We start from the raw sequence: 15268 nt of genomic DNA on the forward strand, positions 1-15268 counted from the left end.
CTAATTCCATTTCACTGTGCTGTTCGCTTGCGTTCCGGATTCGATGCCGATCTCCGACAGTTCTTTCGTATTTGGTGTGGATCATGATTGAATCGTTTATATGTTGAGTCGACATTCGCGAGGGTCGCCGGCACGGACAAGGAATCCAAGGAGGAGAAGAATACCACCGACCCGAAGTAAATCTCCATGGAACGGCATTGCGGCCAGGGCACCAGCAAATCCAAGGAATCCGAGCAACCCGGCACCGCAACTGGCACATCCCGATGCAACGAGACCTGGTAATACACCGAGCAAATCCGACAGGCTGGACACGCCAGTCACACTCACTTGGGCAGTCACGTTGACGATGGCGACAGCGGTTAGCACCGCGTACGAGATAATGAGCGCAAGACCGAACCACCCATTCGTTGCCAGCACATTTTCGGTCAGAAGTATCATCGCGTCGTCAAACCATTGTACTCCTGCCCCAAGCATCTGAATCGACATCTCAGGAAACGTCGAGAGGATGAGTAGGACATAGGTTACGAGCGCGATGAGAATCGCACCGAGAATTCGGGATGCTGAACTCATGGGATAGGCAAGCGCACTCTGTAGATCCGTACCCCATCGATGGACTCGCGTTTCCCTGCTCATTTTCTCACCTCTTCGATCGTCGCTTCAAAGCGGGGGTACGGTTGTGCACCCTGAATCGTCGCCGTTGCATCGCCCGAATCGGAGTTGTGGAAGACGAATGTCGGTGTTACACTGACGCCTTTGTCGTTTCCGGCTTTTTTGTCGTCGGCAACGCTCGCTGCCAACGACTGTTCGTTTTCTTGTAAGCACGATGCGACTGCATCGGCGTCGACGCCCTGTACGCCTGCAGTGATGTCGAGCAGATTCCGTTTTTTCGCCCACCCTGAGTTCGGTTTCTTTTGTGCGTCGAATATCGACGCATGCCAGCGTTTGAATGCGTTCGGATCGGTCTCTTTGACCTGCCGCCAAACACATTTTGCCATTCGACCCGCTGTCTTTGAGGCGTCTCCGATGGTTACGTATTCGAGGATGACGAGTCGCACGTCCCCCGGTTTGATATAGTCTTCGAGGAGTTTCGGAAAGGTATTTTGCTCGAATCGATTACAGAATGGGCACTGATAGTCGCTCCAATAATACAGATCCACCGATGCATCAGGTGATCCCATCAAGGGATTACCTTCTAGGTTAATCCCAAATTCGGTCGTTTCGGAGCTCGCATACACCAACGATTGCGGTTTAGCGGTGGACGGGGTGGTCTGGTTAGTCTGCGTACTCCCCGTCGCAGTACTTTGCTCTGTTTGCTCTGACGTAGTTATATCCTCAGACCCGGCATTGGTATCCGTACATCCTGCTAACCCGGTGAGTAGTATTCCGGTTGTTCCGAGGAATGTTCGCCGGCCAGTTCTATCGGCACTGTCGGACATAATCGGTAGCTCAAGCGAAACACGGAGAGGTGATAGTCCACCCGCTCGTTTTCAGGATTAGAAGTACCTCACTACCTTTTAAAGGTACACCATTCCTACTTCGAGTGTGAGTGAGGACCCGAGTCCAGCCGACTTGTTCAGTTTGCTGGACGATGAGTACGCCCGTGCGATCCTCACGAAAACAAGTAACCAACCGATGTCAGCCCAGACTCTTAGCACCGAATGCGATGCGTCGCTCCCGACCATCTACCGTCGGTTAAATGATCTAGAGGAGGAGAATTTAGTCGAAAAACGGACACAGTTGGAGGCGGATGGTAATCACCGGGCAGTTTACGAAGCCGCTGTGGAGCACGTCGAGATTGACATCGTTGATGGGGAGCTGACGGTACACATCACCGAGCGTGATACTGCCGACCGATTTACACAAGTGTGGGAAGGAATGAGAGGGAATCGATAATGCGTATTGAACTGTTCGTCGGAAAATTACTCGTGATGGGACTCGGGCTCCTTATTGCATACCAGGGGTTTCGTGGTTACCGTCGCAACCAGAGTGAGCCGATGTTATTCGTCGCAATCGGCTTTATTTTCCTTACTATCGGGGGAACGATGGGGTGTTCACTTATACAGTCACTACAGATTTCGGCCACTACGTTCGGTGCTGCCCAAACTGTATTGGTTGCGATGGGGATGGGATGTGTCCTCTACTCGTTGTACGGATGACGATTTTCGCACAACCAACGAAGTATAGCAACCCAATTTGAAAAGCAAACAGTCCGTTGCTAACTCAGATAGCCAAGTAGAGTAAATCACGCGTACTGGTCATCAAGGAAATGGTCTGCAGCGTCACCAACGTCATATCACAGATTATGATAAGAAACCCTCTAAATACAGGGGTGCTTTTGCAGAACCAGCAAATCGTCACTCAGTTTTATACCCACTTTACGTGTCGTTTGAGCCGATGTCGACACGCACAGCAATTGTGAGGGGAATGGCGGTCAGCATCGGGTCGTTTCTCCTATTCGGTGTTGTAACAGGACTCCTTTCAAATCCACTGTACACTCGGATGGTTCCACGAACTCCATTCGATTACACATTTCTCGCTCTCACGTCACTATCTGTTGGGATATACGTTGGCCAACAACCCACGACAAATCGCCCTGGTGACGACCGCTTGGCTATCGGTAGTACTGTTGTTGGCTTCCTCGCCTTCAGCTGTCCGATCTGTAATGTATTCTTACTCGCGCTGTTCGGCAGCTCCATGCTGATGACGTATCTCGATCCGTACCGTCCCCTCCTAGGAGTAGTCTCGGTGTTGCTCTTCACTGGACTACTGTACTACCGATCTCAGCGTAGTTGTGAATCGTGTGGATGCGCGGCCGAGTCGGGGACGACCTAAGACTTCATGCTATTGACGCTCCCAGAAAATGAGTAGCAAATTTACTAACTTATCTCTGTAAAAATTGGTGTTCTCGACCAAACTCGGCAGCCGTAGCGATCGTGCTGGGCAGAAATTACGAGTTGCACATAGATTGGTTTGGGGGTACCGTGGTGTTCTCACTTCCGCTTATAGTCTTATGCGGCAGTGGACGGGTTGCCACCACTCTCCATAAAATCACCCGATAGAAGCCCACTATCACACAATATCAGCAGTTTAGAGACTCATAAATCGTATATCGCTACATCGAATGAACCAGGCGCCGGAACCCTCAATGAGAAAAACGACCGAATCATAGAACTACCAGATGATAACGAGTAAGGCAACCCGCTGGCACGGCTCCTTGACCGATAGCTGCCTAAACAGAAGCGCCCTCAAAACATGAACGCGACTGAATTCAGCAAATCACCCAGGGGATGACAAGTCACACCCGTTGTGACCGGACACGAAAGCGAAACCACGAGGTAGCTGTAACATACACCTACACCACTTCTGAATAAATTGAGCTTTTTTCTTAGTTGTGACTCGAATAAGAAGCGTCGGAGACGTGAGGAACCACCCCAAGCCGCAACCAGAGGCAGTCTACACGTCACGTCTCGTCCAACGTATCAACCGTGTTCTGTTTTCTCGCTGTTCTCACACCCCACTACCGTCACGTCCGGTCACAACAGGTGTGACGCCACCCGTGACCGCGACATCCTCGAGGAGATCGAACTCGTGATACCGCATTTCCTTCAGCCCTTCAACTGTATCCATGTCCATTGCCACGATCTTGATTTTCTCCTGTTGCTGGCTCACACGGCGCTCTTTGACTATCACGTCCGACCCACCGAGTTCGACGAGTGCGTCCCACACGCGAGTGATCGTCGTCCCGTGCGGTTTCTCGCCATCGATGGCAGTGATCGCTTGCTTCAAATCTGCACGCGTCCAGAAGACGCCCGAGCCGTCTTTCCGTCGCGTGGCGAATTCGTCCCATCGTCGGGCGGCCGTCACTGCACGCCACGAGTTCTTTTTGTTCGTCTCGTCTACGAGCCGCTGTTTCACTTGGTACGGCGAGCAGTTCGCGTACAGATCCAGGGGGGACGTAGCCGGATCGACGTCACCTGGTAGACAAGCGGTGTTCGACGATTCACCATCGTCTTCGATTTGGGCTTCGAGTTGGCTCACCTTCGCTGTGGCCGCTTTCGATATCTCCCGCGCAGTCTTTGCGTTCTCGTTCGCCTCGTGAGCGTTTGCGGCGAGATCCGTCCGTGACGTACTCGCCTTTTTAGTAGCCGTTTCGAGGTCAGCAACGCGCTGTTCAAGCGTGTTGATCTGTTCGGCCTGCTGCTGAATCATCGCCCACATCGTTTCCCGACTTGGGACCTCCTGTTCGGTTGTGCCCGTGTTCGACGTGCTCGGCTCTTGCAGGTCCATCCCCATTGCAGCGGCAAAGTCATTGTCCGAGACCGCGTTCTCGTCAACTTCGTCGGGCGACAGTCCGATCGACATCAGTATTCACCTCCGAAATCCGTGGTGCTCATCGGCACTCACCCAGTGGGGAAAGTCCAAGATCCTCGGGTAACAGATCTTCCAGTCGGTTAGCGACTTGGGAAAGTCCCTGTTTCTCGGGATCGTACATCTCGTGAATAATCAGCCATAGGCGGGCTGTCGTTTCTGAGATGTCAAAGTGGGCGGCGGTGCCAGCGATTGTTCCAGCTTGCTCGTAGGCCGTCTGCAATCGATCTGGATCTCGGTACGGATGCCGCTCGAGTTCGTCGGCTGTCGTCAGCGACGAGAGTGCCGTTGAAAAGCAAACATTCGACGTAGGTTGGTTGGATAGACACGATTTACTCTTGTCTGTCGTGTCTGTCCACTGGTCTAGTCGGCACTGCGTGCCCGGCAGCGGGGAACCTTTACAAGAACTGGTTTCGAAGCTTTGGGTACTCTGGGACATAGCTAAGCGTGGTGCTTGGATGTGTTCTGTGCCAGAGGTGGCCGGTGCGTCCGCGAACAAGTGATTGGACCCACGTACGTTCGCTGCTTTGCGCACCGGCGACAGTTGACCCGAGAGCCATGCGGTTCTCTTTCGTCGCCCGGATAGCATCAAGTGACGAGACGTCCAGGCCACCGGGTCGGGAAATGACCTCCGGCGTGGCTATCGCTTCTCACTGGGGGGTAATATCGTCACCGCCGTTTACGGTGTTAAAGTGTGTAGGACACTGAAAATACTGCTAACACATTGGCGAGAAGTTCCTAAATTTCCCATCTGCTGTAAAAGAGCTTCTGAGTACCATCAACTACCTTTTTAGATCAATCTTGGTGGCATGAATGGATTGCTCACGGTAAGAATCATACAAACCGATTCCCCAATCAACCAACTTTTCATTGGAACTGATAATCATTGCGACATGGTTACCATTGCCGGATTCATTGTACGCTCCGATTGCAACTCGTCGATCATCGTAAATTCCGATGCCTAACGTATGCGCATAATCAAGTGCATATATATCGTAATCGCTTAGATCCAGAGAATCGAGAATATAGTGGGTGTCATTCGTATTAGCGATTTTCACGAATGTGGGCCAATCAAAGATGATTTCGCTATCAATGCTAAAGTTGAGTAATTCGTACGCTGTCCGATACGCACTGAATAGAACCGGATGATAGATTGAACAGAGTCCTCGAAATCGGCTGGTATCCCGATCATAGAGGTTGAAAACTGTCGAAAGTACCGACCCAGGGTTAGCAGGATTTGAGACGATCAGTTTGGCGCCCACGAGCGCATGGATAGGGAAAGTGGCGTCTTCAGGAGGAAGGCGCTGAAGCCAAGGTGCCTTTTCAATTAGCTGTTGTACTGCGAGCGACAATTTTCGGTATTCATTCAAAGCGTCTTGTCCGGCAGTTGTTATCTTTTGTTTGCCACCCTGGTCCTCCGTCCATCCAAACTCTATAAGATCACCGAGGACTCGTCTTATCGTAGGTTGTGAGGGTGGATCGCCTACTACAGCGTGTAGATCTGTGAGTCGATAAGATTCATCTTTCAGCTCTTGGAGAATATTGAGCGGGTGATCGGATCGGGTCAGAAACGCTAATTCTTGGAGTGGAATCGTTTGGAGGCACGTTTCAATGACGTCCAAGAGCAGAAGACCGCCAGCAGTAAATTTGATCACCGTTTCATGGTTTCGGACAAATCCTCGATCTCGAAGAACCGCAAGATGATTCGAAACAGCTTGCCGAGAGATCTCGGCATGAGTAGTAATGTCAGTCCGTGTAGTAGGGTTTCCAAGCGAACAGAGGGCACGAAGTACCGAAAGACGCGTAGTATCCACGGTCTCATTGATTACATCACGTACGACCAATTCTTCACCTGTAAGCGGGTTTGTGGCTTGGCGACAAGTGGAATTCACAGAGATCTCTGTGGAAGAGTTCGCTCTACTTCTTTTAGATATTTGCTATTCAATGTATGAAATTTAAATCGACAAGAAATACCTGTCTCATTTTGGTTAAAGTCTAACAATTGGGTTGTTCCAACATATTCAAAGATAAATCAAATTCCAAGCCATCAAATAGGGAGAGTAATTCGCCCGCCGATAAACGCCACCGCAGAGATGTACATTGCATATTTGAGGATTGATTGTCCTACCGACGGATTATCAAAGCTCAAGTATCCCGCATAAATCGTCACAAGAATAGCTGGCGTCACTAGCACGAGATACGCGACTCCAAATATCCCAAGAAGGTACGGGACAGGGCTTGCAAGCACCGCGATGAGTAAAACCGCTAAAGCGATCAGTAATGAAGGTCGATGTCCGATAGTGATTGGCAGTGTCTTCATGCCTTCCTCGCGATCGCCTTCGATATCTTCGATGTCTTTGATTAACTCTCGAGCAAACGTCGATAGCGCTGCTAAGAGGAATAACACGATAACTGGCGTGTTTACTTTGCCAACAGCTGCTGCACCAAAGAGGAACGTACTCCCCCCAAGATAACTCACGAGCAGGTTCCCGACGCCGGGCAATCCCTTGAAAAGCTCCGTATACATGATGAGGGCAACAAGGTTCACGACCGCGATCGCTGCCGCTAGCAATGGAAGTAGGAAGGCAAGCACTCCGGCAATAGCAAACAGGACGAGACTGAAGATGAGAACTGTTCTGGGGGCGACTGCACCACGAGGGATTGGTCGCTCAGGATCGTTGATGCGGTCGATATCGCGGTCAAAGTAGTCGTTGATGGCCATTCCCGCACCGGTTGCAAGAATCGTTGTGATGATGGCTGCACCAATTGCCCCGCTATTGCTGAAGATAGCAGTACCTTCAGCCACGAATGCACCGATGAACGTCAAGACTCCAGCTGCAATAGCATTCCCTGGTCGGGTGAGTTCTAAGAGTGCTTGAACGCGTTCGGCATGGGACACACCTGCGATTTGCTGTGGCCTTCCAATAAAGAGTACGAATTATGTATCGTCAAAATCGGAATAGAGCGGATTTTTGAGGATGATTTAGTCGGTGTGTGAGAAAGAACTATTAGACGTCACTAATCCTCTTATATATGAAGGCGGAAAATGTCGATACGACTGAGAAGGCAATACTCACTGATGGACGTGGTGAGGACACCTCTGAACGTGTAGCCAGATTCGAGCAATTACTAGATGAAAAATCTGAGTTAGAACTCACGGAGACAATGGCCACGGTCTGTGGAGTCCATAAAGCAGCATTCCGTGTATACCTCACCGTTCTCGATAATCCCCGCAGTACGATCGCTGAAATCTCGGAAATTCTCGATCGTGATCAGAGTACGGTAGGAAAGCAACTGCAACCACTGTATGACCAGGACTTGGTCACTCGCTATCCGCGTACTGTCAGTAGTGGTGGTGTCAAGTATTTGCATGTCGCTCAACCACTCGCAGAAACCACAGAGTGGCTACAGCAGGAGATAGACACTTGGACAGATGTGGTAGTGGCCCAACTTTCGCAACTCAGTGTGAACGAGTCCAGTGTCTGCTAAGCAGTACAGTACGATAGGTGGTGAGAGGAGACCACTGTTCACCAAATAGAGAATCCTATAGGAATAGCCATAGTATAGGCTATAGGAATAAGAATAGACAATATTATATGATTAGCCATATGTCTGACGCAGTTTTATGCCTATAGGATATGCAATAGGCAAATAGGATGCTGAATACAATGCGTATTGCGTCGTTCCTTGACAAAGGAGGAGTCGGAAAGACGACCACTGTTGCTCATTTTGGCGTTGCTCTCGAGGAGGATGGGTTTGACGTCCTCCTTATCGATCTCGCCGGAAAGCAAGGCGACCTCGCGAAGCACTTTGGTCTTTGGGACGAGGTACAAGCGAACGAGGAGAATTGGCCGAACATCACGACCGTGTTCCAAGATGAATGGAATATCATCGCCAAGCAAATTGACGACGCTGTTGATCAACTTGTTCTCGAAACTGGAGAGGGTCCTGATCTGATCCCGGCACACGAGGGACTTGATGGACTAGATAGTATGCTCGGAAACATCGATGATACGCAGGAACGATACTCTCGCCTCGACACGTTCCTCACCGAGTTCATTGATGGCCACTACGACATCGTGCTTCTCGATTTGCCAGGAAGCACATCCAACATCACCTATAATGGGCTGTGGGCCGCAAAGAACGTACTCGCGCCTGTGAAAGCAGGACCGTTCGAAGAAGGCCAAGCGGCACAATTACGCGACGATTTAGACGAAATCCGAGAGGAGCAAGATACGGACATTCAGCTGACGATGCTCATTCTCAACGAACTTGATGAGCGTACGAACGCTGGCAAGCATTTCAAGCAGACGTTCACCGAGAACTACCCGGATGCGATTGCTCCTCGGCAGGTCAATTATTCGCAAGATATCGTGAATGCACAGATAGACGGCCAAACAGCGTTTGCACTCGAAGAACCATCAAAGACGGCCGCTCGTGCGTTAGAAGCGTATCGAGAAAATGCAACTGAGCTCGTCACTCGACTGGAGGAACAATGAGCGAAGACGTCGATCTTGAGGAACTCAAACAAAAGACGCAGGTCGGGAATCGGAACCAAGAATCAGCGAAACAATCAGAATCAAAATCGTTCCGTGAAGATATTCTCGCAGTGCTCTCTGAGATTGAGAATGGAGATCGGCAGAAGACAGTCTCGTTTTGGGATGGCGATACGGCAGCCCTTATTTCTGCACTCGAATCAAATCCCGAGATTCAACAAGACGTCGGGTCACGACTGCAAGAAGAACTTGGACGGGAGATCAATGAGGAAGCGGTAGATCGAAGTGAAGTACTCCGACTAGCGATTCGGGCGGGGCTTCAACGAGCGGCACCGGATGTTGTTGAAACGTGGTTAGACGCCAAAGCAGAGTCTGCACGACGCCTATAGGGATTAACATAGGAAATGCCATAGGAATTTCCATAGCCAGTTCTATTGAATAAGGTTTAGCGATAGTAGTAGGTACAACTATAGGATATGTTGTAGTCGGCTAACATTCGGGTGACGAAAATCAAGGTCATCATTTAGAAAACGATAGTAATCAAACACGAACTATAGTATATCCTATAGCCATATGACGAGAGATGTATTGTCTGAATCTCACCTATAGGACAATCAATAGGGCCAACCATAGGAACGCATACTCACTCAGTTATAGAATATACCCTAGAAATAGCAATAGGGAAAACTATGGCTGAAACAATAGCATATCCTATAGACAATCGGTGACCGCTCAACTGGGAAGAAAACCGATCGAAGGTCAACAAGAGAACCACTGGATAGTATATTATACTAACAGCGATTTTGTCTATCTTTCTGCGAGGAGAGAATCCCGCCGTCTACGGCGGGAGTGAATCCGACAACTTCGACACCAACCACCGTCGATAGCAGACAGGATATTCACTATGACCCACATATTTAAGTTGGTTTATCTAGATAGACTATGTATGGCGATTAAGGCCACTCGGACTTACGTTGGTTCCATTCAGAACCACCGGCAGGTCTGTGATGGCCTCGATTCGCTCGGAGATTCCGCCTCAAAAATCTGGAACGTCGCACGATGGACAGCCGACCGCATCTGGAACGCAACAGGAGAAATCCCCGATGAAGGTGTGCTGAAAGCGTATATGAAGACCCGCGAGTGCTGGAAAGATTTGAACGCGCAATCCAGTCAGAAAGTCATTGAAGAACTTTCCGACGCTTTCCAGTCATGGTTCGATCTGCGACACAAAGACCCGAAGGCGAATCCGCCCGACTACCGCAAACACGGTAACGAACGACCGCGAAGCACGGTCACGTTCAAAGCAGACGGGTTCAAACACGACCCAGAAAACAACCGGGTCCGACTCTCGAAAGGCTCAAATCTCAAAGAGAACTGGTCGGACTTCATTCTCTGTGAGTACCAGACCCGCCCCGACGTTGACCTCTCCGAAGTCAACCGAGTGCAAAACGTTCGTGCTGTCTGGAACGGCGATGAGTGGGAACTCCACTTCGTCTGCAAAATCGAACACGAAACCAACGACTCAGCAGGCGACGAAGTGACAGGAATCGACCTCGGCATCACGAACATCGCCACGGTCGCGTTCCCTGACGAATATGTCCTCTACCCCGGGAACTCGCTCAAGCAAGACAAGCACTACTTCAAGCGAGCCGAGTACGACACCGAGGGCGAGGACGGCCCGTCAGAGAAGTCGATATGGGCACGCAGGAAACTCGCTGACCGGGAAACCCACTTCTACCACACCCTCACGGACGCCATCATCACCGAGTGTGTCGAACGCGATGTTGGGACGCTCACGGTGAGCTGGCCCGAGAACGTTCGTGAGTCTGATTGGGGCAAGACCGGGAACAAGAAGTTACACTCGTGGGCGTTCGACCGTATCTACCAGTACCTCGAATACAAAGGCGAGATACGCGGCGTCAAGGTGTTGAAAGAGAACGAGTGGAACACCTCGAAGACCTGCTCACGGTGTGGTGACGACACAAAGTCAAATCGGAAGCACCGTGGGTTGTACGTCTGTTCGTCGTGTGGATTGGTCGGGAATGCGGATTGCAACGGGGCAGAGAATATGCGGCAGAAGATAACTCCGAGTCCTCACGGCGAGGATAGGAGTAACGGCTGTGTGGCACAGCCATCGGTACACCTGTTCGATTCAGAAAGTGGGACGTTCGCCCCGCGGGAACAGGTTGTGTCGTAGACCATCAAATATCCCAACGCGGCACGGGAAGCCCCGCCGTTCACCGCGGGGAGGATGTCACTCAACACAAACGATTTCGTGATTATGCGAAGAAGACGGTGTTCTGTTGACTAAATAGATATCCCTTCAGCGAAGAAATTCCCCCATCCTATGGATAATCCTATAGGAATACCCATAGCCATTCCTATCGTCATTTCCATTGTACATCTCTCGCGGGAATCCCGCTACAGTATCAGCGGTTATGGTTCGGGGAACAAATGATTACTTTTGATCTCACGCAATCAGACCGGTACTACTAATCTGCCATCGTCAGACACCACTATTGCAAGTGAAAATGGGAACTACAAAGCGTCATTTTGCTGTGCAAGTGTTTCTAACTTTGTCAACGTATCCTCTAAAGACAGCACATCAGAGAGCGCTGACAGCGCACTAGAGAAGGGAACGTCTAGTGCATAACTGTAGTAATTTCCACGGGAGCCACTCCGATTCTCCTCGGCAGTCAGAATACCAAGCATTCTAAGATCAGACAGATGGTTATGTACGGACCGCTGAGCGAGTGGATCGACGCCTGCGAACTGACAGAGGTCGGTATATTCCTCATAGATACGTCGAGTACGACATGGCGTATCACCTTTTGCAGCCATTGAGACGACTGCTAGAAGAGCGAAATGGCCGTTGACGGTTAGTTCTCGCATACCTTCTTCAACGCGCTCCTGTTCGAGCATCTCTTTTGCTGCCTCGACATGTGATTCTGTAATGACGTCGTCGTCGTTGTTTTCAGCATGCTCTCCTGCAAGCCGAAGCAGGTCGAGTGCTTGACGAGCACTGCCACTATCCTTGGCAGCGAGCGCAGCACAAAGACGTGGGACGCTATCTTCGAGAGACCCTTCTGCAAGCGCAACATCGACGCGAGACTCGAGAATATTCTGGAGCTCAGGCGCGTCATACGGCGGGAAATGAAGTTCACGCTCGCAGAGCGTGTCTTGGACACGAGGATCGAGTCGATCTCGAAACTTGAAATCATTGCTCACACCGATCAGGCCGACTTTCGTCTCGGTGAGCTTGTCATTTGATCGCGCACGAGGAAGTTCATAGAGAAGTTCGTCACGAGTGCCGATAGAGTCAATCTCATCAAGGATAATGAGGACAGTTCCCCCAAGCTTGTCGAGTTCTGTGTAGAGCTTTTTAAAGATAGTTTGCTGCGGATATCCTGTCGAACTGATTTCGGCCCCCTCAGGTCGGAGTTCGTTCACTAGTTCGATAGCAACTTGATAGGATGAGTTGAGTGTTTTACAGTTGAGAGAGAGTACATGGAGGTCGATGTCGTCGTACTGTTCGATGTCTTCACGGAGTCTATCAAGGAGGAAATCGGTGACTGCAGTTTTCCCGACTCCTGTATTCCCGTATACGAAAATATTGTTTGGCTCCCATCCGTCGACGACGGGTTGTAGAGCGTTCATGTACGCGTCAATCTCCTCATCGCGTTCTTGGATACGCTCGGGTTGATAGGACTCGTTGAGCGCGTCCTTGTTTGTGAAAATATTTTGTTTTCGGGTGAACCGCCGCATTCTGTCTCAATACTTATGTTCCATCCATATAAAACCATGGCTGCAACTGATTCAAGTGAACAGTAACACAGACACACACCACTGTTACAAGTGAAGCTAGAAAAAGAGAGTCTAGTAAGAGAACAACAGTGCACAATTACAACTAAAGCGTTGACATAACGTCTAACACACCACCGATTCAAGTGAAAATGGACGATACACAGCGTTTATCCTTTGAATCTCCGGGAATTGTTATAGTCGCCGTGAATCTGTCTTCTTCGGTCAGTACCGACAGTCATTCGTGAGTTCACTTGCAGCAGTGGTGTGCGACTGCTTCTTTTGTTAGTATGTTGATGTAAATCATTCTCCCGTTCAGTTGTATCCGTGGTTTCGATGTATTTCTCATCACCTCCCCCTTTCTGCGACTAGCTTCACTTGCAAGAGTGGTGTCTCTCTGGTTCCAGTACTCTGTCTGAATTGGTCATGCGACGATGTTCACATGCAAGAGTGGTGTGTTCTGCTCACGGAATGTCGTTTTCGTTCACGTGCAAAGGTGGTGTGGCCTCGCTAAGTAGAGCAAGCCGAGGTGATACTCAATACTATCGCGCCAAGGAAAAGGGCGAGAGAACGGCTTGCTCATTCAATATCCAGGGCGACGCCAACTCTAACCCCACTATGGCAGGTCAGCGTTTCGAGGTCACGACTCACTTGCCCCTTATCGCGATTGAGTTGTCGTGCAAGATCACGAACTGACGCAACTTCGTTCTCGGCGAGGTAAGTAATGAGGTCACGGCACCTTCCATTCCACCGTATGCATGCGCTCGTGCCATCTGTTTTCGACGAAACACAGAGACGGTTTCGATTACCGCAAAGGAAGTGACGAAGACGTTACGGAGATTCGTATTTCTCTCGTGCTTCACGTTGAAGCGCGAATGTATCGACGGTCTTGATTCGATCACCGTACCCGTGCTTTGTGAGTGCAACCTCAATTCCACGGCGAGCAGCTTTATCGGCGGTGTAGACCGTTACCGACTTCGCCTTATTTTGATCGAGGAGCTGTGCTGCGACACCACCGATTGCAGAGTCAGCCTTTTCGACCGTATCGGCGTCCTGTTCCGTTGCAGTCGCAATATAGCGCTGCACGATATCCATCGTACTCGAAACGACCGGATTCGCATACGCAATCTCATCCGCGAAGGTTGCCCAACCACGATCCAGTGCTAGATCGATCGGCTCATCTGCTGTCGTGTATCCATCTGGTCCACCACCCAACTCCTCGTACACTCGTTGTGGAATCGTGAACACGATATCGTGCTCTTGGGCAATACGCTCTAGCAGCGCGAATCGGCCAGACTCAGGGCGACCAAAGGCGATGAAGAGATTAGTGTCGGCGATATGGGCCTCGGTATCCGGAATAATTGAGAGAGACATTTATTCAGGGTGCTCTGAGAGATCTTCGTCGCCGAGATTCACCTCTGCATCGATTGCATCGAGATCCAGATCGTCCTGGGCGTCCGGCTCTACATCGACAATGATCTCGCGGAGTTCTTGGAGGATCGTTTCAGCCTCGAGTACAGAGAGATCCAACTCACGAGCCATGATTCGTGACGTCATCTTGCCTTTGACGTACGCACGGGCATACTCGGTCGCGATTGCGAGTCCTGCAGTGCCATGGCGATCACGGTAGAGTTCGAGATTTTGATTGTCCGTGCTGCGGGCAAGAGCGGCGATCAGTGTTGGTGTGATCTCGTACGAGCCCTCATCAGCCTGCACGGTGATCGAGAGATGCGGCGCTCGATAGCGATGGGGCTGCGTCTCAGTCACGCGTTCGAGTAGACCCATGTCAGTGAGCCGATTCACATCCTCGTAGATCGTCGTTGAGGAGCTGTCGAGACCGGCTGCAAGTTCATCGACCGTTGCGGTATCGCGTTCTCGGACACGTGTGTAGAGTTGGGCAAGCCGTGGGTGGGTAAGCACATCCGAAATCGCAAGCATCGTGTCGATCGGATGGGTATCGCGTTTGGTTGCCGCCATACTTTCCACTTTCCGCGGAAAACGTATAGTTCTGTCGCAGCCTCAAACGTGGGTTACCTACGCTTGTACGGGGGGAAGTGGACTGTTCGAGTTGAGATGACCAGGACACCGAGTAGTTTGCCAATTTCAGACTTGCTCACGCCGAATCGTCACGATATCGGCTGCCACTCGTTCGGATCCTTCGGCTGCAACTACAAGCAGATTTGGCGCTGGCGTGCAGGGCGCTTGATCACCAATGTAAAATCCTGCATCTGCAGCACCGGGGAGTTGCACCTGGTACCCATTGCCTGCAATTTGGAGTGAGGCGTTTGCAACTCGGTGGATCGAGACGGTGTCTAAAGCGGCTGACGTCGCGAGTTCGACGATATTCTCATCGGTGATGCGGTCGAGGTCGACGACAAGAAGGAGGCCGTCAAATGCGAATACGCGGATGTTTGCAAGACGGGTGGGCTCATCGTCAGTCTCTTCGACAAGTCCAGCGGCTCGGGCAGGCTTTGTGACCTGGAGAGCAAAGCCATCGCCGGACCGTTTGATCTTGTTGGGCATTATGGGTTAGTATTCCATACTAACCCAAAAAGATTCGCCTTGGAAGATGCATTCTTGACTCGGCATTGTTCGTGAGAAGC

14 protein-coding genes are annotated in these 15268 nt (G+C 50.7%); 5 read left to right on the forward strand and 9 right to left on the reverse strand.

From position 1 onward, the window contains the following. Positions 1-96: 96 nt before the first annotated feature. Positions 97-633: a hypothetical protein gene (locus OPC11_RS20105; RefSeq protein WP_264783135.1), complete on the reverse strand. Its 537-nt coding sequence runs from the start codon at positions 631-633 to the stop codon at positions 97-99. Continuing rightward, positions 630-1436 (reverse strand): DsbA family protein, encoded by an 807-nt coding sequence (locus OPC11_RS20110; protein WP_264783136.1) that lies wholly within the window; start codon positions 1434-1436, stop codon positions 630-632. Before OPC11_RS20110 ends, OPC11_RS20105 begins: the two co-directional genes overlap by 4 nt. 106 nt (positions 1437-1542) lie before the next feature. Here OPC11_RS20110 and OPC11_RS20115 point away from each other — a divergent pair, with 106 nt between their 5' ends. Further along, positions 1543-1893 (forward strand): winged helix-turn-helix domain-containing protein, encoded by a 351-nt coding sequence (locus tag OPC11_RS20115; RefSeq protein WP_069450037.1) that lies wholly within the window; start codon positions 1543-1545, stop codon positions 1891-1893. 1614 nt (positions 1894-3507) lie between these two features. Here the strand turns inward: OPC11_RS20115 and OPC11_RS20120 are convergent. From OPC11_RS20120 to OPC11_RS20130, 3 genes are all read right to left on the reverse strand, one after another. Beyond that, a complete protein-coding gene (locus OPC11_RS20120) occupies positions 3508-4362 on the reverse strand; it encodes a hypothetical protein (RefSeq protein WP_264783137.1) in 855 nt (284 codons plus the stop codon). A 788-nt stretch (positions 4363-5150) separates the two neighbouring features. Next, a complete protein-coding gene (locus tag OPC11_RS20125; RefSeq protein ID WP_264783138.1) occupies positions 5151-6182 on the reverse strand; it encodes an ArsR family transcriptional regulator in 1032 nt (343 codons plus the stop codon). Between the two features lie 233 nt (positions 6183-6415). Next, positions 6416-7267: a geranylgeranylglycerol-phosphate geranylgeranyltransferase gene (locus tag OPC11_RS20130; protein WP_264783139.1), complete on the reverse strand. Its 852-nt coding sequence runs from the start codon at positions 7265-7267 to the stop codon at positions 6416-6418. 134 nt (positions 7268-7401) lie between these two features. Between OPC11_RS20130 and OPC11_RS20135 the strand changes: the two genes are divergently transcribed. The 4 genes from OPC11_RS20135 (at position 7402) to OPC11_RS20150 (ending at position 11061) form a co-directional block, all read left to right on the forward strand. Next, complete coding sequence (locus tag OPC11_RS20135; protein WP_264783140.1) at positions 7402-7857, forward strand: helix-turn-helix domain-containing protein; 456 nt, start codon at positions 7402-7404, stop codon at positions 7855-7857. 167 nt (positions 7858-8024) lie between these two features. Continuing rightward, positions 8025-8867, forward strand: coding sequence for a ParA family protein (locus OPC11_RS20140; RefSeq protein WP_264783141.1), 843 nt, complete (start codon positions 8025-8027; stop codon positions 8865-8867). After that, positions 8864-9253 carry a hypothetical protein gene (locus OPC11_RS20145; RefSeq protein WP_264783142.1) on the forward strand — a complete coding sequence of 130 codons (390 nt, stop codon included), beginning with the start codon at positions 8864-8866 and terminating at the stop codon, positions 9251-9253. Before OPC11_RS20140 ends, OPC11_RS20145 begins: the two co-directional genes overlap by 4 nt. Before the next feature lie 557 nt (positions 9254-9810). Next, positions 9811-11061, forward strand: coding sequence for a transposase (locus tag OPC11_RS20150; RefSeq protein WP_264783199.1), 1251 nt, complete (start codon positions 9811-9813; stop codon positions 11059-11061). 341 nt (positions 11062-11402) lie between these two features. On the opposite strand, the gene OPC11_RS20155 is transcribed toward OPC11_RS20150, so the two are convergent. From OPC11_RS20155 to OPC11_RS20170, 4 genes are all read right to left on the reverse strand, one after another. After that, entirely contained in the window at positions 11403-12629 is a 1227-nt protein-coding gene (locus OPC11_RS20155; protein ID WP_264783143.1) for an orc1/cdc6 family replication initiation protein, read from the reverse strand. Between the two features lie 867 nt (positions 12630-13496). Next, positions 13497-14039 (reverse strand): hypothetical protein, encoded by a 543-nt coding sequence (locus tag OPC11_RS20160; RefSeq protein WP_264783144.1) that lies wholly within the window; start codon positions 14037-14039, stop codon positions 13497-13499. Then, positions 14040-14642 (reverse strand): helix-turn-helix domain-containing protein, encoded by a 603-nt coding sequence (locus tag OPC11_RS20165; RefSeq protein WP_264783145.1) that lies wholly within the window; start codon positions 14640-14642, stop codon positions 14040-14042. It lies immediately after the preceding gene. Between the two features lie 126 nt (positions 14643-14768). Then, entirely contained in the window at positions 14769-15188 is a 420-nt protein-coding gene (locus OPC11_RS20170; RefSeq protein ID WP_264783146.1) for a hypothetical protein, read from the reverse strand. Between the last annotated feature and the right edge of the window lie 80 nt (positions 15189-15268).

It is taken from the genome of Haladaptatus sp. T7, assembly GCF_026008575.1.
Classification (GTDB): domain Archaea; phylum Halobacteriota; class Halobacteria; order Halobacteriales; family Haladaptataceae; genus Haladaptatus; species Haladaptatus paucihalophilus.